The 24,196-nt window shown below is 62.1% G+C and carries 26 protein-coding genes and 1 tRNA gene; 23 read left to right on the plus strand and 4 right to left on the minus strand.

What is annotated here, in order from left to right:
- The first annotated feature begins 86 nt into the window (after positions 1 to 86).
- From ACX3P1_RS05670 to ACX3P1_RS05685, 4 genes are all read left to right on the plus strand, one after another.
- A complete protein-coding gene (locus ACX3P1_RS05670) occupies positions 87 to 1,130 on the plus strand; it encodes an enoyl-CoA hydratase/isomerase family protein (RefSeq protein ID WP_459078583.1) in 1,044 nt (347 codons plus the stop codon).
- 20 nt (positions 1,131 to 1,150) lie between these two features.
- Positions 1,151 to 1,549 carry a DUF6163 family protein gene (locus ACX3P1_RS05675; RefSeq protein WP_459078790.1) on the plus strand — a complete coding sequence of 133 codons (399 nt, stop codon included), beginning with the start codon at positions 1,151 to 1,153 and terminating at the stop codon, positions 1,547 to 1,549.
- A 242-nt stretch (positions 1,550 to 1,791) separates the two neighbouring features.
- Positions 1,792 to 2,307, plus strand: a complete 516-nt coding sequence (gene ldtR / locus ACX3P1_RS05680) for a transcriptional regulator LdtR (RefSeq protein ID WP_459078584.1) — start codon at positions 1,792 to 1,794, stop codon at positions 2,305 to 2,307.
- Between the two features lie 368 nt (positions 2,308 to 2,675).
- The gene (locus ACX3P1_RS05685; RefSeq protein WP_459078585.1) at positions 2,676 to 3,929 is read left to right on the plus strand and encodes a L,D-transpeptidase family protein; all 1,254 of its coding nucleotides are present in this window, start codon (positions 2,676 to 2,678) and stop codon (positions 3,927 to 3,929) included.
- Positions 3,930 to 3,977: 48 nt separating this feature from the next.
- Here ACX3P1_RS05685 and ACX3P1_RS05690 read toward each other — a convergent pair whose 3' ends face one another.
- Entirely contained in the window at positions 3,978 to 5,183 is a 1,206-nt protein-coding gene (locus ACX3P1_RS05690) for a GAF domain-containing sensor histidine kinase (RefSeq protein WP_459078586.1), read from the minus strand.
- Positions 5,184 to 5,412: 229 nt separating this feature from the next.
- On the opposite strand from ACX3P1_RS05690, the gene glyA reads away from it, so the two are divergent.
- From glyA to ACX3P1_RS05740, 10 genes are all read left to right on the plus strand, one after another.
- On the plus strand, positions 5,413 to 6,723 hold the full coding sequence (gene glyA / locus ACX3P1_RS05695) for a serine hydroxymethyltransferase (protein WP_459078587.1): 1,311 nt from the start codon (positions 5,413 to 5,415) through the stop codon (positions 6,721 to 6,723).
- 126 nt (positions 6,724 to 6,849) lie between these two features.
- Positions 6,850 to 7,314, plus strand: a complete 465-nt coding sequence (nrdR, locus tag ACX3P1_RS05700; protein ID WP_459078588.1) for a transcriptional regulator NrdR — start codon at positions 6,850 to 6,852, stop codon at positions 7,312 to 7,314.
- Between the two features lie 3 nt (positions 7,315 to 7,317).
- Positions 7,318 to 8,442: a bifunctional diaminohydroxyphosphoribosylaminopyrimidine deaminase/5-amino-6-(5-phosphoribosylamino)uracil reductase RibD gene (gene ribD / locus ACX3P1_RS05705; protein ID WP_459078589.1), complete on the plus strand. Its 1,125-nt coding sequence runs from the start codon at positions 7,318 to 7,320 to the stop codon at positions 8,440 to 8,442.
- Positions 8,442 to 9,059: a riboflavin synthase gene (locus ACX3P1_RS05710; RefSeq protein WP_459078590.1), complete on the plus strand. Its 618-nt coding sequence runs from the start codon at positions 8,442 to 8,444 to the stop codon at positions 9,057 to 9,059. The genes ribD and ACX3P1_RS05710 overlap by 1 nt, the downstream gene beginning before the upstream one ends.
- A 68-nt stretch (positions 9,060 to 9,127) precedes the next feature.
- Complete coding sequence (locus ACX3P1_RS05715; RefSeq protein WP_459078591.1) at positions 9,128 to 9,388, plus strand: CopG family ribbon-helix-helix protein; 261 nt, start codon at positions 9,128 to 9,130, stop codon at positions 9,386 to 9,388.
- Complete coding sequence (locus ACX3P1_RS05720) at positions 9,388 to 9,663, plus strand: type II toxin-antitoxin system RelE/ParE family toxin (RefSeq protein ID WP_459078592.1); 276 nt, start codon at positions 9,388 to 9,390, stop codon at positions 9,661 to 9,663. Before ACX3P1_RS05715 ends, ACX3P1_RS05720 begins: the two co-directional genes overlap by 1 nt.
- Before the next feature lie 72 nt (positions 9,664 to 9,735).
- A complete protein-coding gene (locus ACX3P1_RS05725; RefSeq protein ID WP_459078593.1) occupies positions 9,736 to 10,230 on the plus strand; it encodes a 6,7-dimethyl-8-ribityllumazine synthase in 495 nt (164 codons plus the stop codon).
- Positions 10,227 to 10,724, plus strand: a complete 498-nt coding sequence (gene nusB, locus ACX3P1_RS05730; protein ID WP_459078594.1) for a transcription antitermination factor NusB — start codon at positions 10,227 to 10,229, stop codon at positions 10,722 to 10,724. Before ACX3P1_RS05725 ends, nusB begins: the two co-directional genes overlap by 4 nt.
- A 17-nt stretch (positions 10,725 to 10,741) precedes the next feature.
- The gene (locus ACX3P1_RS05735; RefSeq protein WP_459078791.1) at positions 10,742 to 11,947 is read left to right on the plus strand and encodes an MFS transporter; all 1,206 of its coding nucleotides are present in this window, start codon (positions 10,742 to 10,744) and stop codon (positions 11,945 to 11,947) included.
- Between the two features lie 268 nt (positions 11,948 to 12,215).
- Positions 12,216 to 14,372 carry a sodium-translocating pyrophosphatase gene (locus ACX3P1_RS05740; RefSeq protein WP_459078595.1) on the plus strand — a complete coding sequence of 719 codons (2,157 nt, stop codon included), beginning with the start codon at positions 12,216 to 12,218 and terminating at the stop codon, positions 14,370 to 14,372.
- Between the two features lie 107 nt (positions 14,373 to 14,479).
- Here the strand turns inward: ACX3P1_RS05740 and ACX3P1_RS05745 are convergent, their stop codons facing one another.
- Positions 14,480 to 15,025 (minus strand): outer membrane protein assembly factor BamE, encoded by a 546-nt coding sequence (locus ACX3P1_RS05745; RefSeq protein WP_459078596.1) that lies wholly within the window; start codon positions 15,023 to 15,025, stop codon positions 14,480 to 14,482.
- A 114-nt stretch (positions 15,026 to 15,139) separates the two neighbouring features.
- Here ACX3P1_RS05745 and ACX3P1_RS05750 point away from each other — a divergent pair, with 114 nt between their 5' ends.
- From ACX3P1_RS05750 to ACX3P1_RS05790, 9 genes are all read left to right on the plus strand, one after another.
- Complete coding sequence (locus tag ACX3P1_RS05750; RefSeq protein WP_459078597.1) at positions 15,140 to 15,682, plus strand: ubiquinol-cytochrome C chaperone family protein; 543 nt, start codon at positions 15,140 to 15,142, stop codon at positions 15,680 to 15,682.
- Between the two features lie 12 nt (positions 15,683 to 15,694).
- Positions 15,695 to 16,246 (plus strand): YceD family protein, encoded by a 552-nt coding sequence (locus ACX3P1_RS05755; RefSeq protein WP_459078598.1) that lies wholly within the window; start codon positions 15,695 to 15,697, stop codon positions 16,244 to 16,246.
- Positions 16,247 to 16,347: 101 nt separating this feature from the next.
- Complete coding sequence (gene plsX, locus ACX3P1_RS05760) at positions 16,348 to 17,418, plus strand: phosphate acyltransferase PlsX (protein ID WP_459078599.1); 1,071 nt, start codon at positions 16,348 to 16,350, stop codon at positions 17,416 to 17,418.
- Between the two features lie 9 nt (positions 17,419 to 17,427).
- The gene (locus ACX3P1_RS05765) at positions 17,428 to 18,399 is read left to right on the plus strand and encodes a beta-ketoacyl-ACP synthase III (RefSeq protein ID WP_459078600.1); all 972 of its coding nucleotides are present in this window, start codon (positions 17,428 to 17,430) and stop codon (positions 18,397 to 18,399) included.
- A 102-nt stretch (positions 18,400 to 18,501) separates the two neighbouring features.
- On the plus strand, positions 18,502 to 18,825 hold the full coding sequence (locus ACX3P1_RS05770; protein WP_459078601.1) for an integration host factor subunit alpha: 324 nt from the start codon (positions 18,502 to 18,504) through the stop codon (positions 18,823 to 18,825).
- A 128-nt stretch (positions 18,826 to 18,953) separates the two neighbouring features.
- The gene (locus tag ACX3P1_RS05775; protein WP_459078602.1) at positions 18,954 to 19,496 is read left to right on the plus strand and encodes a MerR family transcriptional regulator; all 543 of its coding nucleotides are present in this window, start codon (positions 18,954 to 18,956) and stop codon (positions 19,494 to 19,496) included.
- Between the two features lie 141 nt (positions 19,497 to 19,637).
- Complete coding sequence (locus ACX3P1_RS05780) at positions 19,638 to 19,940, plus strand: hypothetical protein (RefSeq protein ID WP_459078603.1); 303 nt, start codon at positions 19,638 to 19,640, stop codon at positions 19,938 to 19,940.
- A 210-nt stretch (positions 19,941 to 20,150) separates the two neighbouring features.
- Entirely contained in the window at positions 20,151 to 21,002 is an 852-nt protein-coding gene (purU, locus tag ACX3P1_RS05785) for a formyltetrahydrofolate deformylase (protein WP_459078604.1), read from the plus strand.
- A 221-nt stretch (positions 21,003 to 21,223) separates the two neighbouring features.
- Positions 21,224 to 21,300: transfer RNA gene (locus ACX3P1_RS05790), tRNA-Pro, on the plus strand.
- A 64-nt stretch (positions 21,301 to 21,364) separates the two neighbouring features.
- Here ACX3P1_RS05790 and ACX3P1_RS05795 read toward each other — a convergent pair.
- Positions 21,365 to 22,621, minus strand: a complete 1,257-nt coding sequence (locus ACX3P1_RS05795) for an O-antigen ligase family protein (protein ID WP_459078605.1) — start codon at positions 22,619 to 22,621, stop codon at positions 21,365 to 21,367.
- On the minus strand, positions 22,618 to 24,153 hold the full coding sequence (locus ACX3P1_RS05800) for an undecaprenyl-phosphate glucose phosphotransferase (protein ID WP_459078606.1): 1,536 nt from the start codon (positions 24,151 to 24,153) through the stop codon (positions 22,618 to 22,620). Before ACX3P1_RS05800 ends, ACX3P1_RS05795 begins: the two co-directional genes overlap by 4 nt.
- Positions 24,154 to 24,196 lie beyond the last annotated feature (43 nt).

Below are 24,196 nucleotides of genomic sequence, written 5' to 3' on the forward strand. Positions count from 1 at the left end.
CCGGATGGCACGCCCGACAGCATTGACGCGCCCGTGCGCCACCCTTTAGCACTTCCAAGAGGGTTGTTTGAAAGGATTCTTGGCGGATGGATTTTGGTGGCGGCGACGAAATCCGTTTCGAGCATATCGGTCGAGCCGGTGTGGCGACGCTGACGCGGCCGCAGGCGCTCAATGCGCTGACGCTGAAAATGGTCAAGGCGCTGGCCAAGGCGCTGCACGCGTGGGAACGCGACAAGAGCATCTATGTCGTTTTGGTCAAGGCCGAGGGCAGGGCGTTTTGCGCCGGTGGCGATATCGTTCAGGTCTATAATGCCGGCCGCGCCGGAAACCCGCTCGTCGACTTCTTTGCCGAAGAGTACAGGCTGAATGCCCAGATCGCGCGCTTCAAAAAACCTTACGTGGCCCTGATCGACGGCATCGTCATGGGCGGCGGCGTCGGCATTTCGGCACATGGCTCGCACCGGGTGATGACGGAAAATGCCCAGTTCGCCATGCCGGAGGTCGGCATCGGCTTCTTTCCCGATGTCGGCGCAAGCCACGTCCTGCCCGATCTCGGCGGCAGTTTCGGTTTTTATCTGGGTTTGACGGGTGCCCGCATCAAACAGGGCGACGCGCTGTGGTCGGGGTTGGCCACGCATACCATCAAGGCGGTGGACCAGGCCGGCTTCATCCAGAGGCTGACCGAGGTTGGCGAGCCGGAATCCGTGCTGCGCAGTTGTTTCTTTTCGGCCAGGCGCGAAACCGACCGCCCGACGCTGGAGGCGATTGCCCGGCACTTTTCGCAGCCTTCGCTGATGGATATCGTCGACAGCCTTGAGCGGGAAGCTGCCGATGACGCGTTTGCCGCCGCCACGCTGGCGACGATCAAGACGCGCTCGCCGACCAGCCTGAAGATCGCCTGGCGCGAAATTTCGGCCGGCCAGACGCTTTCGATGGATGAGTGCATGCGCATGGAATTCCGCATTCTCAACCGGATGCTGGCCGGTCACGATTTCTACGAGGGCGTGCGCGCAGCCCTGATCGACAAGGATGGCAAGCCGAAATGGCATCCGGCCAGCCTGGATGGTGTTTCGCAGTCTGCCGTGGATGCCTATTTCGCGCCATTGGGCGAGCGGGAACTGGTGCTGTGAGCAATACGGCTTCTGGAAGCCTGGTATTGAGCCCGTCATTGGCCGAAAGTGCTTTTGCCTGGTTCCATCGGATCGTCGCGGCCTACTGCCTGCTGTTCGGCATCTTGTACTGGGTGCGGTTGATTGGCTTTTATCATGCGCCCTTGTGGCGCTTCGACCTGATGCCCCTCCATTGGCAGGTTGCCGCGACGCTCTTGGCCGTGTTTTTCCCGTTTGCCGCAGCCGGATTGTGGATGCTGGCGTCGTGGGGGCCGGTCATCTGGTTTATCTGCGCCGTGACCGAAACCGTCATGTATGCCGGCTTTCCCGAATTGTTCGGGACGCAGAAGTTGACGCTCGCCTCGCACGCGGCGGTGGCCTTGCTCTACATCGCCTTTCGCGTGGTCATCCATGTGCAGAGGCGGCAGCCTGCCCAATAGGGCCAAGAGGAAATGCCGCGCGACCGGCGGCACAGGCAATTTCGGCCCCCGAATCCCGGTCGCTAAATATTTAGGTTAATAGTCCTCGCGGGGGTGACCGTTCATTAAGCCTCTTATCAAGGTAGCTGCCGGTAAGCTCTTGTTAGCCTTGGCGTTTAAGTCGAATTTTATGAGTATTCGATAGTGTCGCAATCAAGGTGAAGAACAAAAAATCACCAGGCGACAAACGAGAGGCAAAGACAATGATCAATTCGCGTCCTGCGGCCAAGACCGCACCCGTAGCCGACGAAAGCCGCGAGGCAATCCGTTCGCTCTATATGGAATCGCTGCAGTTGGTGGAGCGTCTGCACCGCCGCCTGCTCGACGTTATCAAGGATGAATTCGACCGCAACGGCCGTTCCGACATCAACGCCATCCAGGCGCTGCTGCTCTTCAACATCGGCAATTCGGAGCTGACCGCCGGCGAACTGCGCTCACGCGGCTACTATCTCGGCTCCAACGTCTCCTACAATCTGAAGAAGCTGGTCGACCTGGGCTTCATCAACCACCAGCGCTCGCGCATCGACCGCCGTTCGGTCCGCGTCAGCCTGACCGAGAAGGGCGCCGAGGTGGCGGAAGTGGTTGCCGGGCTCTATGATCGCCATGTCGGCTCGATCGAGCAGGTGGGCGGCATCAACACCGACGAGTTCCAGCAGATGAACCGCGCTTTGCAGCGGCTCGACCGCTTCTGGAACGACACCATCGCCTATCGCATGTGATCGGCCGGCGCGTTGCCGCCGGTGTGTCTGGAAAATACGGGCCGCAAGCCGGTCCGCGCCATAACGCCAGGGACGGGCCGGTGCACAAAAGGCACTGGCCCGTACTTTGTTGGCCGGCACCTCCTGCGCAACGCCTGCAACGCCACGTTGCCGCCATATTCGGGTGAGAGCGAGAATGCAGGCATGTCGGCGAAAGCGCGGTGCTGCCTGGAACCCGCACTGCCGGCGAACGTTGATGCCGGACCGACGGGAGCATGGTTGGCGGATTATTAAGACTGTCGACCGAAAATAGAGGCAAGTCAGCCCTATCGCCGAATGGTTTTGCAGATCGAACCTTCAAAACAGTACCGAGATTGTCTGGAACGTCCATGATCACCAGCCGTCGCTTTTTTCTTTCCGGGGCCTCCGCGCTCGCTGCCACCCTTGTCGCTGGAGGGGCCAGGGCCCAGGACGTCGTTCAGGACATCCTGAAAACCGCCGGTCAGGGCAATTGGGACGATACGTTCGACGCGCGTGTCAGCAACGGCGCCAAGGTCGCCTCGACGCTGCCGATTTTCAGCCCGCAGACGGTTGCCTTCACCGAACAGGCGATTACGCAATATCAGGGCATCGTCGGCCAGGGCGGTTGGGGGCAGGTTCCCGATACGAAAAAGCTCAAGCTTGGCGTGATCGACCCCGACGTCGTGCCGCTGCGCAAGCGGCTGATGGTTTCGGGAGATTTGCCGCAGAGCGCCGGCTTGTCGCAATCGTTCGATTCCTATGTCGACGCGTCGGTCAAGCGCTTCCAGTTGCGCCATGGATTGCCGTCGGATGGCGTACTTGGAAAGTTTTCCTACGCGGCCATGAATGTGGCGGCCCAGACGCGCCTTGGCCAGCTTGAAACCAATCTTGTGCGGTTGCGCGAAAAGGTCGGCACGCTTGGCGACCGCTACGTGCTCGTCAATATTCCGGCCGCGCAGATCGAGGCGGTGGAGAACGGCCGCGTGGTGCTTCGCCACACCGCGATTGTCGGCAAGATCGACCGGCAGACCCCGATCGTCAATTCCAAGATCAACGAGATCATCGTCAATCCGTATTGGACCTCGCCGGTGTCGATCGTGCGCCGGGATATCATTCCCTTGATGCGCAAGAACCCGAATTATCTGAAGGACAGCCACATTCGCCTGTTCGCGCCCGACGGCACCGAGGTCGATCCGCTGAATGTCGACTGGTCGACGGAAGAGGCAACCAAATATCGCTTCCGCCAGGACCCGGGCAGCAACAACGCCATGGCGTCGGTGAAGATCAATTTCCCGAGCCCCGACGGCGTCTATATGCACGACACGCCGCAGCAGAGCCTGTTCAACAACCTCATGCGTTTTGATTCGTCGGGCTGCGTGCGCGTGCAGAACGTGCGCGATCTCGTAACCTGGATCCTGCGCGACACACCGGGCTGGGATCGCCAGCATTTCGAGGCCGCCATCAAGACCGGCGAGAACCAGCCTGTCGTCGTGACCAATCCCGTCCCGGTGCATTTCCTTTACGTGTCGGCCTGGTCGACGGGCGAGGGTGTCGTGCAGTTCCGCGACGACGTTTATGGCTGGGACGGCGCCCAGGAATTGCAGATCACCTCGGCGCTTTGATCCGTTTCACTTTGAAAAAAAAGGCCGCTTGCGAAAGCGGTCTTTTTTTTATTGCGCGTAGGCAATCGGTTGAGCGGGATGCAGGGGCATCCTGAAGGTGAAGCGGGTCTCCTGCCTATTGGACAGCACCGTCAGCGTGCCGCCATGGGCGCGTGCGATTTCCGAGGCGATGTAGAGGCCGAGCCCCAGGCCCTGCTGGCTTGGCCGGACGGTTCCACGAAAGAACGGCTTGAACAGATTGTCGAGCATGGCTGCGGGAATAGGCTCGCCGGCGTTCGAGACCCACAGTTCGAAATATCCGTCACGGGTGAGGGCGCCCATCCTGACCGGCACGCTGCTGTCGCCATAGACCAGCGCATTCGCGAGAAGATTGGAAAACAGCTGTCCAAGCCGTGCGTGATCGACCTCGATGGGGTCGGTCAGCGAAAAGTCAGCCTGTATTTCGCGCCCCGGCTCGATGGAGCGGATTTCGCCAAGAACCTGTTCCAGCAGGTCCTGGACGGGTAGCAGGGTTCTGCTGGTGTCGAGCGTGACGCCGCCGCCAAGGCGCGCGCGGGCAAAGTCAAGCACATTGTCGATCAGGCCGCGCATGCGCACGACGCTACCTTGCATCAAATGCAGAATTTTTCGGGATTTGGCGTCGAGCGGCATGTGCAACAGCATCTTTGCGCCTGAATCTATCGATGAGACCGGATTGCGCAGGTCATGGCCGAGCACCGCGATGAACTGATCGCGCAGTTCCGACAGTTCGCGTTCGTGCGCCAAATCGGCCTTCACCGTCATCAGCTGTTCCCTGGTATCGAGGTGGGAGGCGATGAGTTCGGCGAAAAGCGTGAACATGCCGATGGTTTCGGGATTGTTCAGGTTTGCGGGGTGAGGTCCCATTGCGCAGAGCGTCCCGAAAAACCGGCCGTCGCGGCGGATGATCGGTATCGAGATGTAGCTTTTCAACTGCCACGCCGCCATGCCGGGATGGCTGGAATAGGTTTCGTGCTCGGCCGTGTTGCTGATGACGATCGGCGCGCGGCTCTCGCGAATATCGTTGCAGATGGTCGCCTCGACCTTCAATTCACTGCCCGGTTCGAGGCCGAAATCGAGGCTGTCCAGAACCTTGCAGGCGATCCAGCGGCTCTCCGTCACCCGCGCGACGGCCGCGAAGCCCATGCCTGTGGTGCGACAAACCACGTCGAGAATGGTCGATACAGCGTCGATGCTATCGATCGTATCGATATCCGCCTGGAAATCATGAGGCATTAAGGACTGCTCCAAACCGTGACGCCGGTTCCGAAGCCCTCATATAGACCGGAATCAGCGATCTGCCAGACGGACGCTTTCTGGCTCTTGCTGTGCTCGAAACGCATTCAATGGCGGAACTGCGGCGTTTGGCGCATTTCGGCTAGCAGACTTCGCGTGGCACACGTGGCAAGCCGCCCCCAACTGTGTTAATTGCGGCGCACTATTGGACAGCGAGGAATTCCAAGACATGGTCATTGCATCGGCAGCCCAGACACGCGACGCCTTTTTCGAAACCCCCCTTGCCGATGTCGATCCCGAAATTTTCGGCTCCATCCGCAACGAACTCGGCCGCCAGCGCCACGAGATCGAACTGATCGCCTCCGAAAACATCGTCTCGCGCGCCGTGCTCGAGGCGCAGGGCTCGATCATGACCAACAAATATGCCGAGGGCTATCCGGGCAAGCGCTATTATGGCGGCTGCCAGTTCGTCGACGTGGCGGAAGAACTCGCCATCGAGCGAGCCAAAAAGCTGTTCGGTTGCAACTTCGCCAACGTCCAGCCCAATTCCGGCAGCCAGATGAACCAGGCCGTGTTCCTGGCCCTGCTGCAGCCGGGCGACACTTTCATGGGCCTCGACCTCAATTCGGGCGGGCACCTGACGCACGGTTCGCCGGTCAACATGAGCGGCAAGTGGTTCAAGGTCGTCTCTTACGGCGTGCGCCCCGACGATCATCTGCTCGACATGGACGCCATCGAGAAGCTGGCGCATGAGACCAAGCCGAAGCTGATCCTGGCCGGCGGCACCGCCTATTCGCGCGTCTGGGACTGGAAGCGTTTTCGCGAGATCGCCGACGCGGTCGGCGCTTACCTGATGGTCGACATGGCCCACATCGCCGGTCTGGTTGCCGGCGGCGTGCATCCTTCGCCGCTGCCGCACGCCCATGTCGTCACAACCACGACGCACAAATCGTTGCGCGGCCCGCGCGGCGGCATGATCCTGTGCAACGACGAAGCCATCGCCAAGAAGATGAATTCGGCGGTGTTTCCGGGCCTTCAGGGCGGCCCGCTGATGCATGTCATCGCCGCCAAGGCGATTGCGCTGGGCGAAGCGCTGAAGCCAGAATTCAAGCTTTACGCGCAAAACGTCGCGACCAACGCCAAGACGCTGGCCGCTAGCCTCAAGGATACCGGCCTCGACATCGTCTCCGGCGGCACCGACAACCATCTGATGCTGGTCGATCTGCGCCCAAAGAACGCCACCGGCAAGCGCGCCGAGCAGGCGCTGGGCCGCGCCAACATCACCTGCAACAAGAATGGCATTCCCTTCGACCCGGAAAAGCCGTTCGTCACTTCCGGTGTTCGTCTCGGCACGCCGGCCGGCACCACGCGCGGCTTCGGCGAGGCCGAATTCCGCGAAATCGGCCATCTGATCGCTGAGGTTCTGGACGGCTTGAAAGCCGCCAATTCCGATGAGGGCAACGCGGCCGTCGAGGCTGCCGTCAAAAAGAAGGTCGTCGCGTTGACGGACCGTTTCCCGATGTATTCGTATCTCGGCTGAACATCGTCATAGAAATTGTCGCGCGGCCTCGCTATCTCCTGATGGCGAGGCCGTCTGCATGTTTGCAGGCGCGCTGAAAGGCTTTAAGCCTTCTCCATAGTCAGAATCGCGAGGCCCCATCCGACCATGCGCTGCCCTTATTGCCAGTCCGAAGATACACAGGTGAAGGATTCCCGGCCCGCCGAGGACGGCTCCGCGATCCGCAGGCGGCGCGTCTGCCCGGATTGCGGCGGCCGCTTCACCACCTTTGAGCGGGTACAGCTTCGCGACCTCGTGGTCGTGAAGAAGTCGGGGCGAAAAGTGCCGTTCGATCGTGACAAATTGTTGCGCTCGGTCGAGATCGCGGTGCGCAAGCGCAATGTCGATCCCGAGCGCATCGACCGCGCCGTCACCGGCATCGTGCGCCAACTGGAAAGCTCCGGCGAAACGGAAGTGGCTTCCGGCGAGGTGGGGCGTTTGGTGATGGAAGCGCTGAAATCGCTCGACGATGTCGCTTATGTGCGTTTTGCCTCGGTTTATCGCAATTTCCGCGAAGCCAAGGATTTCCACGACGTGCTGGGCGAACTGAAGGGCGACGAGGACGCCGGCTGAAGGATGGCCGAAGCAGGCAAGCCAACACAGGAAGACACGGATCGCCGCTACATGGCGGCGGCGCTGCGGCTATCGCGCAGGAACGCCGGGCGTACCGCGACCAACCCGTCCGTCGGCACCCTGATCGTGCGCGACGACGGCGCCGGACCGATGATCGTCGGAGCGGGCGTCACGGCCATTGGCGGCCGGCCGCATGCCGAAGCGGAAGCCTTGGCCGAGGCCGGCGACCTGGCGCGCGGCGCCACCGCCTATGTCACGCTTGAGCCGTGCGCGCATCACGGCCGCACGCCGCCTTGCGCCAATGCCCTCGTCAACGCGGGCATCGCCCGCGTCGTTGGTGCCGCCAGCGATCCCGATCCGCGCGTCTCCGGCAAGGGCTATGCCATCCTGCGCGCCGCCGGCATCGAGGTGACGGAGAAGGTGCTGGCTTCCCAAGCTGCCGACCAGATGGCCGGCTATCTGATTCGATCTCTCAAGAAGCGGCCGGAAGTGGTTCTGAAGCTTGCGCTTTCTAGCGACGGCAAGATCGGCTTGCGCGGGCAGGGGCAGGTGACCGTAACCGGCGAGATTGCGCGCCGCGAAGTGCAGATGATGCGCACGCAAGCCGATGCCATCCTCATCGGCGTCGGCACCGCGCTGGAAGACGACCCGGCGCTGACCGTGCGGCTGCCGGGGCTGGAGAACCGCTCGCCGGTGCGCATCGTGCTCGATCGCCAAATCAGGCTGCCTGAAACCTCGAAACTGGTCGCCGGCGCCAACCGTGTGCCGCTTTATGTCGCCATATCGCAAGACGCTGAAGCGGGTCGCAAGACCGCGCTGGAGCGGCGCGGCGTGCGGTTCATCGGCACCGACACGCATGACGATTGCATCGCCTTGCCGGAATTGATGGAGGATCTGGCGGCGCTGGGCATGCTGAGCGTTCTGGTTGAAGGGGGGGCTGCGACAGCCAGGGCTTTTCTCGACGAGGATCTGGTCGACCGCATCGTGCTGTTTCAGGGCGTGGACGAGATCGGTGCAGAAGGTATCGCCTCGCCCATCGACGCCGGCCACATACCGACCGGCTTTCGCAAATCGCGCGACATGCGTTTTGGCGACGATAGTTGCGCCGAATGGATAAGGGCTCTTTGATGTTTACCGGAATTGTCACCGATATTGGCACCGTGGCCTCCGTCAAGCCGCTGAAAGAAGGCATCGGCCTGCGCATCGACACCGCCTATGATCCCAAAACCATCGCCATCGGGGCTTCCATCGCCTGCGGCGGGGTCTGCCTGACGGTCACCGCGCTGCCGCTACAGGATTCCAATGCGCGCTGGTTCGAGGTCGAGGCCTGGGAAGAAGCGCTGCGGCTGACGACCGCCTCGGACTGGAAGGCCGGCTTGCGCATTAACCTGGAGCGGGCGCTGAAGATCGGCGACGAGCTTGGCGGTCATATCGTTTCCGGTCATGTCGATGGCATGGCGACGATCGTGGCGCGCAAGGACGAGGGCGACGCCGTGCGCTTCACGCTGGAAGCGCCGCGCGAACTGGCGAAATTCATCGCGCCGAAAGGCTCCGTAGCGCTCGACGGCACCTCGCTGACCGTCAATAAGGTCGATGGTGTGCGCTTCGACGTGCTGTTGATCCACCATTCGCTGACCGTGACCACCTGGGGCGAACGCGCGGTCGGCGACCGGGTCAATCTCGAGATCGACACCATGGCCCGCTACGCCGCGCGGCTGGCTGATGCGGCGCGAGAAGGGCTGTAGGGACGGGATGGAGAGTCGACTTAATCAACTTTAATCGGTATGATTGAGCCTGATTAGGGAACGTTCCCATGGAAACCAGAGTGATTACCGCGCACGTTCCGCTACCGCTGGCGGACAAGGTCGACCAGATGGCGGCGCGGCTGGAGCGCCCGCGCGGCTGGATCGTCAAGCAGGCGCTTGCCGCCTGGGTCGAACAGGAAGAGGAGCGGCGACGTCTCACCCTCGAAGCCCTGGCTGATGTGGATCGTGGCCGTGTCGTCGATCACCAGTTGGTAAAGGCATGGGCCGAAAGTCTGGGCACGGACACACCGTTGCCGGCCCCGCGATAATGCAACTGGAGTGGACCGGTCGGGCGCTTGCCGATCTGGCCCGGCTCCACGATTTTCTCAGCCCGCTGAATGCACAGGCGGCGGCGCGTGTCGTTCAATCCTTGACGGCTGCGCCTGAACGTCTTCTTCAGTATCCGCGTATCGGCGAGCGATTGGAGGAATTCGCACCACGCGAGGTTCGTCACATAATCGCCGGCAATTACGAGATTCGATACGAGGTAGTGAACTCGGCAATCTATGTGCTGAGTTTGTGGCATGTACGGGAGGATCGGTAGTAGGCCAAACCAATCTTCCGCTTGCGAATGCTGCGCCTTCGGCCTAAGTCACGCGCTCTCTGGAGAGCATTCATGGCTGGTACATCCCAACACGGCAAGGCGTTCATCCGCCCGAAGAAGAAGGCGCACCTGCTCATCGTCGAGGCGCGCTTCCACGACGATCTGGCCGACGCCTTGCTCGACGGCGCGGTCGAAGCGTTGAAGGAAGCGGGAGCGACCTACGATGTCGTCACCGTTCCGGGTTCGCTGGAAATCCCCGCCGTCATCACCTTTGCGCTGGACGGCGCTGCCGAAGGCGGAACCGCCTATGACGGGTTCGTAGCGCTGGGCACGGTCGTTCGCGGCGACACCTATCATTTCGAGATCGTCGCCAATGAATCCAGCCGCGCCCTCATGGACCTTTCCATCCAGGAGGCGGTGGCCATCGGTAACGGCATCCTGACCACGGAAAACGACGAGCAGGCATGGACGCGCGCCAAGCGCAGCGAAGGCGACAAGGGCGGCTTTGCGGCCCGAGCGGCACTGACCATGATCGCGCTCAAGGAGCGTTTGGGAGCGGACGCGTGAGCGAACCCATAGCGCCGGGACCCGTCATCCGAACCGCCAACAAACGCGGCGCCGCCCGGCTTGCCGCCGTGCAGGCGCTGTACCAGATGGACGTCGCCGGCAGCGGCGTATTCGAAATCACCGCCGAATACGAAGCGTTCCGGCTCGGCAAGGAAGTGGACGGCGCGCTCTACCTTGAAGCCGACGCCCAGTGGTTCCGCGCCATTCTTTCCGGCGTCGTCGAAAACCAGAAGACCGTCGATCCGATTATCCGGCAGGCGCTGACCGAGGATTGGCCGCTTTCGCGCCTCGATTCGACCTTGCGGGCCATTTTGCGCGCCGGCGTCTTCGAACTGATGAAGCGCGCCGACGTGCCGGTTGCCGTCATCGTCTCCGAATATGTCGACATCGCCAAGGCGTTCTACACCGAAGACGAGCCGAAGCTGGTCAATGCGGTGCTGGATCGCGTGTCGCGCCGGGTGCGCGGCGAGGGGCGGGGCAAGGACGCCCTTTGAGTGCCTCCGGCCAGGATATGACTGCCGCCCTCAACCAGGGCGATGCGCGCCGCACGGCCATTGTCCTGTCCGCAGCGCAGGCCGTGCTCGGCTCGGCCGGTCCGATCTGTTTTGCGCTTGGCGCGCTGGCCGGCTACTTCATGCTCGGCACGGACAAATCGCTGGCGACCGCGCCGCTCACCGGCTACAGCGTCGGCCTCGCGGTCGGCGCCTTGCCGGCAGCCGCCATCATCCGCCGGCTCGGCCATCGCGACGGCTTCATGACGGGGTCCGGCGTTGCAGCGCTCGGCGGGCTGATCGCGGCGATCGCGCTTTTCCAGTCCAGCTTCTGGCTGTTCGCCTTCGGCCTCGCGGTCGTTGGCGTCGGCAACGCTTTCGTCCAGCAGTTTCGCTTCGCCGCCGCCGACAATGCGCCGCCGGAATTCAAGGCGCGCGCCATTTCGCTGGTGCTGGCGGGCGGCATCGTCACCGCGGTGCTGGGGCCGCAGACCGTCATCTTCACGCACGATCTTCTGGCTCCCGTGCCGTTCGCCGGGTCTTTCGTCGCCCTCATCGGCTTGTCGGCAATAGGCGGAGCGATCCTGTTTTTCCTGCCCGCCCGCACGCGGATCAAGACGGAGCAGGCGACCAGAGACACCGGACGGCCGCTGATCGAGATTATCTCGCAGCCGCGCTACGCGGTGGCGCTTTTGTGCGCCGTCGGCTCCTATTCCATGATGACCTTCGTCATGACCGGAGCGCCGCTGGCTATGGTCGGCTGCGGCTTCTCGTCGGATCAGGCGACCCTTGGCATCTCATGGCATGTGATGGCCATGTTCGCACCGAGCTTTTTCACCGGCCGGCTCATTCACCGCTTTGGCGCGACGGCCATCGTCACCTCGGGCTTCGCGTTGCTGATCGCCTGTTCGGCAGTGGCCTTGTCCGGCATCCATCTTTGGCAATTCTGGACGGCGCTGGTCCTGCTTGGCCTCGGCTGGAACTTCGCCTTCATCGGCGCGACCTCGATCGTCGCGTCCTGTTACCGCTCCGAGGAGAAGGGCAAGGCGCAGGGCTTTCATGACTTCGTGCTGTTCTCTTCCGTCGCCTTTGCATCGCTGATGTCGGGTGCGGTCTATAACGCCTGGGGCTGGGAAATGCTGGCCGTGATCGTGCTGCCTGTCGCCGGACTTTGCCTTGCGCTGCTGGCGGCGCAGCGCCTGATGAGCCGCCGCCAGACTGCCTGAGCGGGGCATATCCGTCCCCGCCGGCCCGAATCGCAGCACCTCCCGAAAGGCTTTAAATCGATATAAGCAAGCGCCCGTTTTTCCGGCGCTGCCGCTTGCGCTCGATTCCGGTGGAAACCCGGTGAAAACCGAACAATATCTTGACGTTCGCGAATGAACCTGTTCGCATGTGTGTCGATACGGCGCGCCTGTGGAAAGCGCACCCATCGGGGTCCAAACGTCCGGGGAGGGGTTCTTCCGGACCATCAATCGAGGAATAGATCTGGCTATGACTATGCTTTACGTCGTCATTGCCTGCGGCTTGCTTTCGATCCTTTACGCCATCTGGGCGACACAGTCGGTTCTCGCGGCCGACCAGGGCAATGCACGCATGCAGGAAATTTCCGCGGCTATCCGCGAAGGTGCGCAGGCCTATCTTGCGCGTCAGTACACCACCATCGCCATTGTCGGCGTGGTCGTGCTGCTGCTTGCCTGGTGGCTGCTGTCGGGCATAGCCGCAATCGGCTTCCTGATCGGCGCGGTGCTGTCCGGCCTTGCCGGCTTCATCGGCATGCATGTCTCGGTGCGCGCCAATGTGCGTACCGCGCAGGCCGCTTCCAACAGCCTTGCCGCCGGCCTCGACATCGCCTTCAAGTCGGGCGCCATCACCGGCATGCTGGTGGCTGGTCTCGCCCTGCTCGGCGTCTCCGTCTACTACTGGGTGCTGACCGGTCCGGCGGGCTACGCCATTGTCGATAACCAGATTCCACGTCCAGTCATCGACGCGCTCGTCGCTCTCGGCTTCGGCGCATCGCTGATCTCGATCTTCGCCCGTCTCGGCGGCGGTATCTTCACCAAGGGTGCGGATGTCGGCGGCGATCTCGTCGGCAAGGTCGAGGCCGGTATCCCGGAAGACGACCCACGCAACCCGGCCACCATCGCCGACAATGTCGGCGACAATGTCGGCGACTGCGCCGGCATGGCTGCTGACCTGTTCGAAACCTATGCGGTGACCGTCGTCGCCACCATGGTTCTGGGCGCGATCTTCTTCTCCGGCAATCCGCTTCTGTCGGAAGTTCTGCTCTATCCGCTCGCCATTTGCGGCGCGTGCATCCTCACGTCGATCATCGGCACCTTCTTCGTCAAGCTCGGCTCCAACGGCTCGATCATGGGCGCGCTTTACAAGGGCCTGATCGTCACCGGCATCCTGTCGGTGGTTGGGCTAGGTGCCGCCACCTCGCTGACCATCGGCTGGGGCGACGTCGGCACCGCCAACGACATGATGGTCACCGGCCAGAACCTGTTCATCTGCGGCCTCATCGGTCTGCTAGTGACGGGCCTGATCGTGGTCATCACCGAGTACTACACCGCCACCAACAAGCGTCCGGTCAACTCGATCGCCCAGGCGTCGGTTACCGGCCACGGCACCAACGTCATTCAGGGGCTTGCTGTCTCGCTGGAATCGACGGCACTGCCGGCCATCGTCATCATCGGCGGCATCATCTCGACCTACCAGCTTGCCGGCCTGTTCGGCACGGCGATCGCCGTCACCACCATGCTCGGCCTTGCCGGCATGATCGTGGCGCTCGATGCCTTCGGTCCGGTCACCGATAACGCCGGTGGCATCGCTGAAATGGCTGGCCTGCCGAAAGAAGTGCGCCAGTCCACCGACGCGCTCGATGCGGTCGGCAACACCACCAAGGCCGTCACCAAGGGCTACGCCATCGGCTCGGCCGGCCTCGGCGCGCTGGTGCTGTTTGCAGCCTACGCCAACGATTTGAAGTTCTTTGCCGCCAATGGCGACAAATTCCCCTACTTCAAGGACATGGGCGAGGTCTCCTTCGACCTGTCCAACCCCTATGTCGTCGCCGGCCTGATCTTCGGCGGTCTCATCCCGTACCTGTTCGGCGGCATCGCCATGACGGCGGTGGGCCGCGCAGCTGGCGCCATCGTCGAAGAGGTGCGTAAGCAATTCCGCGAGGATCCGGGCATCATGGCCGGAACGTCCAAGCCGAACTATGCGCGCGCGGTCGACCTGCTCACCAAGGCGGCGATCAAGGAGATGATCATCCCGTCGCTGTTGCCGGTGCTGGCGCCGCTCGTCGTCTATTTCGGCGTGTTGTTGATCTCCGGCTCCAAGGCCTCGGCCTTTGCGGCGCTCGGTGCCTCTTTGCTCGGCGTTATCGTCAACGGCCTGTTCGTCGCCATCTCGATGACATCCGGCGGCGGCGCATGGGACAATGCCAAAAAGTCGTTCGAAGACGGGTTTACCGACAAGGACGGCGTCAAGCACCTGAAGGGCTCGGACGCGCACAAGGCGTCCGTGACCGGCGATACGGTCGGCGATCCCTACAAGGACACGGCTGGCCCTGCGGTGAACCCGGCGATCAAGATCACCAACATCGTCGCCCTGCTCTTGCTGGCGGTTCTGGCGCACGCCGCCTGATCCGGTCGAGTATGAATCAAAAGCCCCGCGGGAGCGATCCTGCGGGGCTTTTGCTATTGTGGTTGAAAAAAGAGTGGGACTGAACGTCGTCAGCGGCGGCCGGCGGCCTACATGCCGCCATTGCCGATCATGTCGCCGGCGCCGGCCGGCGTCAGCTTGCCAGCACCCTGGATGACTTGCGCCAGGAAGTTCTGGTCCTTGCCGCCCGTTGGGGTGGTGCGTGAGACGAAATCGAACACCTTGCCGTCCTTGAGGCCGTAATTGGCGATCTGGGAAACGCGTCCGTCCTTGCCGAAATAGACGGCCAGCACTTTCTGGTCGACAAGCTTCGGCTTGGCAAAGGCGACGGAGCGCCTGCGCGTCTGCGAAATGTAGTAAAACACCTCATTGTCGAAGGTAGCGGTCGTCGACGGGCTGCCAAGTGCCAGCAACACCTGCTCACGGCTGGAGCCGACCGGGACGAGGTCCAGCGATTGCTGGTCGACGATATAACCCTGGGTCAGCGTTTCGCCGGGAGTGAGGTCGCCGAATGTCTTGGACGTGTTGCAGGCAGACAGCACTGAGGCGGCCACCAGCATCGAGAGCAATCCAAAGGATTTCGGCGAGAATGCCGAGCCTTGCGAACCTACCGGCTTGAATTTATGCGGGCGCAATAACAACTCCATCAGATCGGCCGGCTTGCACGGCGCGGCAAAACCGGTAAACCAGCTTAGCTGCCGATGCAACAACGCCACCCCAACAAACAGCCTCCGGGAGACTGCTCCTCCATGTTCAAGCGTCTGTTTGGCCGCGAAAGCCAAGCCAACCGTGCTATCACCGAGGCGCTCTACGAGGTAATCGTGGCAGCGGCGCGGCAGAAGCCGTTTTATTCCGATTGGAACGTCCCGGACACGCCGATGGGCCGCTTCGAGATGCTGTCTCTGCATATGTTTCTGTTTCAGCACCGGCTGCACGGCGAGCAGGGTGCGTCGCAGGCGATTGCGCAGGTGCTGATCGACGAGTTCTTCATGGATGTGGAGCATTCGCTGCGGGAACTGGGCATCAGCGACGTCGGCGTTCCCAAGCGCATGAAGAAACTGGCCAAGATGTATTACGGCCGGACCGCCGCCTATGCCGATTCGCTGGAACGCGGCGATGGTGCGTCGCTGGCGGCGGCGCTGACGCGAAATGTCACGCCGGACAAGGAAAACTGGGCGCAGGCCGAGCGCCTCGCCGCCTATGCCATGCGCGCGCAAAAGGACCTGGCCGCGCAAGCCTCCGACGCTATCTGTTCGGGAAAGCTTTCCTTTCCGGTTGCGCAGGCTGCGTGAAGGAGCGTTGAAATGAGCGATGCAGCCCCCAAAAGCCCGGTTTCCTTCGGCGTTCATGTCGCCCGTCTGCCGCAAAAGGGCGTGCGGGTGGTTGTCGAGGCCGATCCGGCCCAGCGCGCCGAACTGGCGGCGGAGCATGGGTTGCTGTCGGTGGAGGCATGGCGCGCCGATTTGCAGGTCGTGCCGTGGAAACGCAACGGCATCCGGATCGCCGGCCGCGTCGAAGCCGACATCACACAGGCCTGCGTGGTCACGCTTGAACCGGTGGCGGCCCATATCAACGAACCGGTGGAAGGGCTTTTTCTGCCGCAGGATTCCAAGCTTGCCCGCCATGGCTTCGATGACGGGGGAGAGATCCTGATCGATGCCGATGGCCCCGACAGTCCGGAAACGTTTTCCGGCGATACGGTGGATGTGGGTGCGCTGGCAGAGCAACTCTTCGGGCTGGCGATCGACCCGTATCCGCGCAAGACCGGCGTGGCGCTGGACGCCGGCGGCGATGAAGGCCAGAAGGAAGAAAACGAATTCCAGCAAAAGCTCCGCTCGCTGCTCGGAAAATCCTGAAACCTTGGCGAACATGGATAATGCCGGTTGTGCGGCAGCGCAAAACCGCTATTTTCGCCGAACCGCCGCGAGAGCCGAGGCAAATGTGAGATGAATATCGAGTGATCAGGATTTCTATCGATGCCATGGGCGGCGATCATGGGCCGGACGTGGTCATACCGGCCCTGATGACGGTCGCCAGCCGACGCGCCGATATCCGTTTCGTCGTCTACGGACGTGAAGAAATCGTGCGGCCGATCCTGGCTCGATACCCGAAGCTGGCCGAGGTCAGCGAACTTGTCCATTGCGAGGTCGCGGTCCGCATGGACGACAAGCCCAGCCAGGCCTTGCGCAACGGGCGCTGGAAATCGTCGATGTGGAAGGCGATCGAGGCGGTCAAGAACGACACGGCGGACGTCTGCATTTCCGCCGGCAATACCGGCGCGCTGATGGCGATGTCGAAGTTCTGCCTGCGCACCATGGCGACGATAGACCGGCCGGCTATCGCTGCGATCTGGCCGACGCTGCGCGGCGAAACCGTGGTGCTGGATGTCGGCGCCACCATCGGGGCGGACGCCCACCAACTCATCGATTTCGCCATTTTGGGCAACGGCATGGCGCGCTCGGTCTTCGGCATCGAACGTCCGACCGTTGGGTTGCTCAATGTCGGCGTGGAAGAGATCAAGGGACAGGAAGAGGTCAAGGAAGCCGGGCGCATGCTGCGCGAGGCCAACATGGCGTCCATGGACTATCGCGGCTTCGTCGAGGGCAACGATATCGGCAAGGGCGTGGTGGATGTCGTGGTCACCGAGGGCTTTTCCGGCAATATCGCGCTGAAGACGGCCGAAGGCACGGCGCGGCAGTTTGCCCAATATCTGCGCGAAGCGATGAGCCGCACGCTGATGGCGCGGATCGGCTATATCTTCGCCCGTGGCGCCTTCAACCGCTTGCGTGAAAAGCTGGATGTCGGCCGCTCCAATGGCGGCGTTTTCCTCGGCTTGAACGGCATTGTGGTGAAAAGCCATGGCGGGGCCGATTCGAACGGATTCGCGGCCGCGGTCGAACTTGGCTACGATATGGTGCGCAACCGGCTTCTCGACCGAATCGAAGCCGATCTCGACCTGTTCCATGCGCGCAACCCGCATGCCGGAGCGCTCAAGAGAGCGGGTGCCGCCACCGACGAGAAAGAATAGGAAAAGCCTTTGATCAGATCGCTTGTGCGCGGCTCGGGTGCGGCTTTGCCACGCCGCATCATGAAGAATGCCGATTTCGAAGGCATGGTCGCGACGTCCGACGAATGGATCGCGCAGCGCACCGGCATCCGCCAGCGCTACATCGCAGCCGACGACGAGACGACGGCTTCGCTGGGCGAGGCGGCCGCGCGCGCGGCACTCGATGCGGCCGGGTTGACCCCGGACGACATCGACCTGATCGTGCTGGCGACATCGACGCCGAACAATACCTTTCCCGCGACCGCCGTGGAAATCCAGAACAGGCTCGGCATGCGCCACGGCTTCGCCTTCGACATGCAGGCGGTATGCTCGGGCTTCGTCTATGCCGTGAGCACGGCCGACCTCTACATTCGCGGCGGCATGGCCAGGCGCGTGCTGGTGATCGGCTCGGAGACCTTTTCGCGTATTCTCGACTGGAGCGACCGCTCCACCTGCGTCCTGTTCGGCGACGGCGCCGGCGCGCTGGTGCTGGAGGCAGGCGAAGGGCAGGGCACTATTGCCGATCGCGGCGTGCTGGCGGCGAGCCTGCGCTCCGACGGCACCCACAAGGACAAGCTCTATGTCGACGGCGGACCGTCGACGACGGGCACGGTCGGCCATCTGAGGATGGAAGGCCGGGAAGTGTTCAAGCACGCGGTCGGCATGATAACCGACGTGATCGAGGCGACGTTTTCGCAAGCCGGCATTACGGCTGACGACCTGGATTGGTTCGTGCCGCATCAGGCCAATAAACGAATTATTGACGCTTCCGCCAAGAAGCTTGGGATTGCCGAAGAAAAAGTAGTTGTGACGGTCGATCTGCACGGTAATACGTCGGCGGCATCGGTTCCGCTGGCGCTTTCGGTGGCCGTCGGCGATGGCCGCATCAAGAAGGGCGATCTCGTCCTGCTTGAAGCGATGGGCGGCGGCTTTACATGGGGCGCGGTGCTGGTTCGCTGGTGAGGTGGAGAACCCGTGGGTTCGGTCCTTGACCTTGCCGGATCAATTACTTACGCTCTAGCGTTGCCAAGATGAATTTTATTTTTAAGCGGATGGGACGGTTGCATGGGGGGAAAGACACTTACGCGCGCCGACCTAGCTGAAGCCGTATATCGCAAGGTCGGATTATCGCGCACCGAATCGGCGGAACTGGTTGAGGCAGTGCTGGACGAGATTTGCGAGGCGATCATACGCGGCGAGACGGTAAAATTGTCGTCTTTCGCCACGTTTCACGTCCGTTCGAAGAACGAACGCATCGGCCGCAATCCAAAGACCGGCGAGGAAGTGCCGATCCTGCCGCGCCGGGTCATGACCTTCAAGGCCTCCAACGTGCTGAAGAGCCGTATCTTGCGCTCGCATCAAAACAGCAAGGCCAAGAACGAGAAATAGCGGACTGCGCGGTTGAAAACAGGCCGCGCAACGAATGCCAGGCTTGAATGTTGCCGCGTAAACCGCTGAAATAAGGCTCGATTCGGTCACGAAGAGCCGGATCGCCGTCCAGCGTGAGGATTTCGCCCATGGACAAGAGCCCCGATGCCTTCCGCACCATCAGCGAGGTCGCCGAAGACCTCGACCTGCCGCAGCATGTGCTGCGCTTCTGGGAAACGCGTTTTACGCAGATCAAGCCTATGAAGCGCGGCGGCGGCCGCCGCTACTACCGGCCGCAGGATGTCGAACTGATCAAGGGCATCCGCACCATGCTTTACGATCAGGGCTATACGATCAAGGGCGTGCAGAAACTGCTGCGCGAAAACGGCAACCAGTTCCTCGTCGCCATCGGCAATGGCGATATGGCCGCCGTCGAGGCGATTTCGCAGCGCAAGCTGGCCGATGCAGCACCCTTGACGCCGGCGGCACAGCCGCGCGGAACCGATGAGGAGATGCTCGTCGGTCAGCCACGGGTAAAGCCGAGTAGGCGCTTTTTCGGCCTCGGCAAGGGCGAGGAGGATGGCCCGGTCCAGTCCGACGCCACCAAACTTTCGCGCGACAACCGCGCGCTGCTGCAGGAAGCGCTGTTCGACCTGCTGGAGTGCAAGCGCCTGCTCGACCAGGTACGCTGACGCCGTATATTGCCGGCTACCATGCGGAGCGGTGGGCGCTTCCGCGTCACCCGCGACTGTGTCCGTTTTTCCGGCAATTGCTCCAAGGAACAATCGGCCATCGGGGCCGTTTATCTCCCTTCTGGCAAAGAAGGAAATCCCATGGCATCGTTCTCGAATATGACCGACATCGATCTCGACAGGCAGATTGCATCGCTTTCGAAGGAACTGGCGGCGTTGAAGAAGGCCGCTTCGAAGCGCGGCGCCGCCTATTACGAGGACGGCCGCGACGCGGCATGGGAGACGTATTCGGATCTGGCCGGTCGCATCGGCGAGCACCTGCCCTCTCTGCGCAAGCGTGCAAGGGCGATCGAGGATACCGCCCGCGACCATCCCGCCACGGCCGCTGCCGTCGGGCTGGTGGTGGTCGGGCTGGTGGCCGCCATGCTGTTTAGTCGCCGCTGAGCGTTTCCGCACCCCGCCTCGGCGGCAAGGGAATAAAAAGGCGCGCTCTTGAGCGTGCCTTTTTCGTGGATAACCAGGGCTTGTTCTGTCAGGGCAGTCAAAATAACGGTTTGTGGATGTCGGTTTCAGGCGAACATCGTTATGTCTGAGTACCTATTACAGCACTGAAGACCGGCCAGATTCTCGAACTCAAATTCGGACGCCTATCCCATGAACGACAGAGCCTTCATCCTGACTCTCAACTGCGTCGACCAGTCCGGCATCGTTGCCGCCGTTACGACGGAATTGGCCGCGATCGGCGCGAACATCCTGGAAAGCAACCAGTACTGGGACCACCAGACCGGCCAGTTCTTCATGCGCATCCAGTTTTCGGCCGATGCCGCCAAGACCGTCGATGACATCACGCGCTCGATCAAGCCGGCCGTCGACCGCTTCGGAATCAAGACCACGATCACCGACAAGGCCCGCAAGCCGAAGATCATCATCATGGTCTCAAAATTCGACCATGCGCTGCTGCACCTGCTTTACCAAGTCAAGGTCGGCTGGCTGAACGCCGATGTGGTGGCCATCGTCTCGAATCATGAGGACAGCCGCGCCACCGCCGAACTGGAAGGCGTGCCGTATCATTTCTGGAAGGCGACCAAGGACAACAAGCCCGAACTCGACGAGAAACTGTTGAAGCTGGTGCGCGACACGGATGCCGATCTGGTGGTGCTCGCCCGCTACATGCAGGTGCTGTCCGACAACGTTTCCAAGCGGCTTTACGGCAAGATCATCAACATCCACCACTCGTTCCTGCCGTCCTTCAAGGGCGCCAAGCCTTACCATCAGGCCTATGAGCGCGGCGTCAAGCTGATCGGCGCCACTGCGCATTACGTGACCGCCGACCTGGACGAAGGTCCGATCGTCGAGCAGGAGACGGAGCGGGTGACGCATGCGATGAACGCCGACGATTTCGTCGCCGCCGGCCGCGATATCGAGAGCCGCGTACTGGCGCGCGCCGTTAAATACCACGTCGAGGCCCGCGTCATGCTGAACGGACACAAGACCGTCGTTTTCTAATCTTTTTTCGCAATTTTGTCACTCGACAGCCCGCCAGCGCGTTTTGCACCGGCGGGCTGTTTGCGTTTAGGCTTGGCAGCAGGCCAGCGTAGACTTGGGCGACCGATCATCCCCGCATGACGGCAGCCTGAGCATCCAGTCCGGCCAAGGCCGATCTTTCACGGGATCGAGCTGAATTGGGTTGACCCGCACGCGGTAATCACGATACATCGCGACCGGTCCGGAGTGTAGCGCAGCCCGGTAGCGCACTTGACTGGGGGTCAAGGGGTCGTCGGTTCGAATCCGGCCACTCCGACCATTTGAAGACTAGGACTTGCCCCCAAAAGTCCGATCACCGCTTTTCAGAATTTTCAGCCACGGCTTTAAGCTGGAGTACGGCCAGTGTTCAGGTCGGGCGAAAGCTCGCGCCGATGGCGATATTCCAGCGCGATAGCCCCCCACACCAGGCCGAGCAGCAGATAGAGATGCCGCCAGTGGTCGATGTCGATGACGGTGCCAAGGGCGATGTTGCCGATGAAGGCCACATAGGCGCATAGCAGATAGGGTTGCCACGGCCGGTCGCGCAGCAGGATGCGGAACCCTGCCGCGATGGTCCACAGCGTCAGCGTCAGGAACGAGGCGAACCCCAGCCAGCCATAGTCCAGCAGCGCTTTCAGCCAGATGTCGTGGGTGTCCTCGCCGAAGATGGTGCCGAAGACGAGCGGGCCGATGCCGAACGGATGCTCCATCGCCATCTGGAAGCCGATCGCATAGCGGGCGAAGCGGCCGAGGCGCGCCGTATCGTAGCTTTGCTCCAGATGGGCGCGGTTGGAAAACATTTCCGATACGCCCGGCAATTGCAGCAGCACGATCATCGCCAGGATCAGCAACGAGATCACAGCTACGCTCATGACCACGACGCGCAGCCGGAACGCGCCGCTGGTGCTCTGCAGGAAAAGCGCCCCGGTGAGCAGGACGGCCGAGACGGCGAACATGCCCCATGCGCCGCGCGAGAAGGAAAAGAAGATGCCGGCGCTGATGATCAAAAGCGGCATGGCGACGAGCGGCATGCGCGAGACGGGCCCGGTGAGCAGTCGGTAGAGCAGGTAGATGCCGGGCAGGACGAGGAACGGCCCGAACACGTTCGGGTCCTGGAATGCACCGGCGGCGCGGTCGTATTTGGTGAACATCTCCGCGCCCGGAAAGGCGTGGAAATAGCCGGCGATGCCGAGGATCGAGGTTATCACCGCCGACGCCACATAGGCCTGGAAGACCAACCGGTAGAGATCGGGGCGCGCTTCGGTGACGGCGGCGAAGAAGACCGCGGTGAAGGCCAGAAATAGCGAGACGGCCAGATAAAGCGGCGTCGAGGCGAGATCGGCCATTTGCGTCATGGAGATCATGCCGCCGATGTTCATCGTCACCAGCAGCACCAGCATGGGCAGGGCGGCGCGCGAAATGCGCAGGCCAAACAGCGCCCACACCGCGATCAGGCCGGCCATGTAGCGGTCGTAGGGCGCCGGTTCGTGAATGACGAAGCCCGATAGGAAAATGCCGACGAAGACGGCCCCGGCGGAAATCAGCGCGATCAGCTTGGCGTTGACCGCCGCCGGCGAAAGTTCGTGCGCGACGGCGCTCAATACGCGTTTTCCGTGTTGAGCAGACGAACCGGCGTGAGGAAAAGTATTCGGAGATCGAACAGCAGAGACCAGTTCTCGATGTAGTACAGGTCGTATTCGGTGCGCTTGCGGATCTTTTCGTTGGTATCCATTTCGCCGCGCCAGCCATTGATCTGCGCCCAGCCGGTAACCCCCGGCTTGACCCGGTGGCGGGCGAAATAGCCGTCGACGACTTCGTTGTAGAGCAGGTTGTGCGACTGGGCCGCAATCGCGTGCGGGCGCGGCCCGATCAGCGACAGCGAGCCGAACAGCGCGTTGAAAAACTGCGGCAGTTCGTCGATCGACGTCTTGCGGATGAAGCGGCCGACGCGGGTAACGCGCGGATCGTTCTTCGTCACCGCCTGCTTGGCGCTCGGGTCCGCCTGTTCGACATACATGGAGCGGAATTTGTAGACTTCGATCACTTCGTTGTTGAAACCGTGCCGCTTCTGGCGAAACAGCACCGGCCCCTTGCTGTCCAGCTTGATGGCGATGGCCGTGGCCAGCATGATCGGCGAGAAGACGACGATGCCGAAAATGGAAAAGAAGATGTCGAAGGCGCGCTTGGCGACCGAGTCCCAATCGTTGATCGGCTTGTCGAAAATATCCAGCATCGGCACCGAGCCGATGTAGGAATAGGAGCGCGGCCGAAATTGCAGCGCGTTGGAATGCGCGGAAAGGCGAATGTCGACCGGCAGCACCCACAGCTTCTTGAGAAGCTGCAGGACCCGCGTTTCGGCGGTGAGCGGCAGCGACACGATCATCATGTCGATGCGCGCGATGCGGGCAAAGGCGATCAGCTCCGAAATGGTGCCGAGTTTCGGGTAGCCGGCGACGATCGGCGGCGAGCGGGTGTCGTCGCGGTCATCGAAGATGCCGCAGATGCGGATATCGTTATAGGGCTGCTGCTCGACGGAGCGGATCAGGAGTTCGGCGGACTTGCCGCCGCCAACGATGACGGCCCGCCGCTCCATGCGCCCGTCGCGCGCCCAGCGCCGGATGAGCTTCGACAAGAACAGGCGCAGGCAGAAGATCAGCACGAAGCCGACCGCGAACCAGATGCCGAACAGCAGGCGCGAGAAGCTCTCCGACGTTTTTATCAGGAAGGCCACCAGAGCCATCAGCGCGAAGCTCGCCGCCCATGTCAGCGCGACGCGTCCCAGGCTGCGGAGCGGCCGCATCAGCGCGGCGATCTGGTAGCAATCGCTGATTTCCAGCAACACCACGGTCAGAAGCGAGGTGGCGGCGATGGCCAGCGGATATTGCCATGCAAGATGGCTAAAAAAGCCGAGATAGAAAAAATAGACGGTCAGGCCGGACAGGAACAGCAGGCCGAATTCGACAAGCCGCAGCACGCCGCTGACCATCACCGGGGACATGGTATCGCGCCGGTACTGCGAGGCGACCTGACTGGCGACAGCGTTCAGGCCAAGCGGCTTGCTGGCGTCCAGCGGCCCCTCGAATTTGCGCACCGCGTCCTGTGAGAAGCGGCTAGCGGGATCTATTTCATTCATCAAATTGTGCTGCGCGGCCTGTGTGCGTTCCGCACGACGGTAT

The organism is Mesorhizobium sp. A623, assembly GCF_054489405.1.

What these genes read in the sequence shown, in the direction of transcription:
- ACX3P1_RS05670 (WP_459078583.1), top strand. Translation starts at nt 87, where the DNA reads ATGGATTTTGGTGGCGGCGACGAAATCCGTTTCGAGCATATCGGTCGA.
- ldtR (WP_459078584.1), top strand. Translation starts at nt 1,792, where the DNA reads ATGATCAATTCGCGTCCTGCGGCCAAGACCGCACCCGTAGCCGACGAA.
- ACX3P1_RS05685 (WP_459078585.1), top strand. Translation starts at nt 2,676, where the DNA reads ATGATCACCAGCCGTCGCTTTTTTCTTTCCGGGGCCTCCGCGCTCGCT.
- ACX3P1_RS05690 (WP_459078586.1), bottom strand. Translation starts at nt 5,183, where the DNA reads ATGCCTCATGATTTCCAGGCGGATATCGATACGATCGATAGCATCGAC.
- glyA (WP_459078587.1), top strand. Translation starts at nt 5,413, where the DNA reads ATGGTCATTGCATCGGCAGCCCAGACACGCGACGCCTTTTTCGAAACC.
- nrdR (WP_459078588.1), top strand. Translation starts at nt 6,850, where the DNA reads ATGCGCTGCCCTTATTGCCAGTCCGAAGATACACAGGTGAAGGATTCC.
- ribD (WP_459078589.1), top strand. Translation starts at nt 7,318, where the DNA reads ATGGCCGAAGCAGGCAAGCCAACACAGGAAGACACGGATCGCCGCTAC.
- ACX3P1_RS05710 (WP_459078590.1), top strand. Translation starts at nt 8,442, where the DNA reads ATGTTTACCGGAATTGTCACCGATATTGGCACCGTGGCCTCCGTCAAG.
- ACX3P1_RS05715 (WP_459078591.1), top strand. Translation starts at nt 9,128, where the DNA reads ATGGAAACCAGAGTGATTACCGCGCACGTTCCGCTACCGCTGGCGGAC.
- ACX3P1_RS05720 (WP_459078592.1), top strand. Translation starts at nt 9,388, where the DNA reads ATGCAACTGGAGTGGACCGGTCGGGCGCTTGCCGATCTGGCCCGGCTC.
- ACX3P1_RS05725 (WP_459078593.1), top strand. Translation starts at nt 9,736, where the DNA reads ATGGCTGGTACATCCCAACACGGCAAGGCGTTCATCCGCCCGAAGAAG.
- ACX3P1_RS05735 (WP_459078791.1), top strand. Translation starts at nt 10,742, where the DNA reads ATGACTGCCGCCCTCAACCAGGGCGATGCGCGCCGCACGGCCATTGTC.
- ACX3P1_RS05740 (WP_459078595.1), top strand. Translation starts at nt 12,216, where the DNA reads ATGACTATGCTTTACGTCGTCATTGCCTGCGGCTTGCTTTCGATCCTT.
- ACX3P1_RS05750 (WP_459078597.1), top strand. Translation starts at nt 15,140, where the DNA reads ATGTTCAAGCGTCTGTTTGGCCGCGAAAGCCAAGCCAACCGTGCTATC.
- ACX3P1_RS05755 (WP_459078598.1), top strand. Translation starts at nt 15,695, where the DNA reads ATGAGCGATGCAGCCCCCAAAAGCCCGGTTTCCTTCGGCGTTCATGTC.
- ACX3P1_RS05770 (WP_459078601.1), top strand. Translation starts at nt 18,502, where the DNA reads ATGGGGGGAAAGACACTTACGCGCGCCGACCTAGCTGAAGCCGTATAT.
- ACX3P1_RS05775 (WP_459078602.1), top strand. Translation starts at nt 18,954, where the DNA reads ATGGACAAGAGCCCCGATGCCTTCCGCACCATCAGCGAGGTCGCCGAA.
- ACX3P1_RS05780 (WP_459078603.1), top strand. Translation starts at nt 19,638, where the DNA reads ATGGCATCGTTCTCGAATATGACCGACATCGATCTCGACAGGCAGATT.
- purU (WP_459078604.1), top strand. Translation starts at nt 20,151, where the DNA reads ATGAACGACAGAGCCTTCATCCTGACTCTCAACTGCGTCGACCAGTCC.
- ACX3P1_RS05800 (WP_459078606.1), bottom strand. Translation starts at nt 24,153, where the DNA reads ATGAATGAAATAGATCCCGCTAGCCGCTTCTCACAGGACGCGGTGCGC.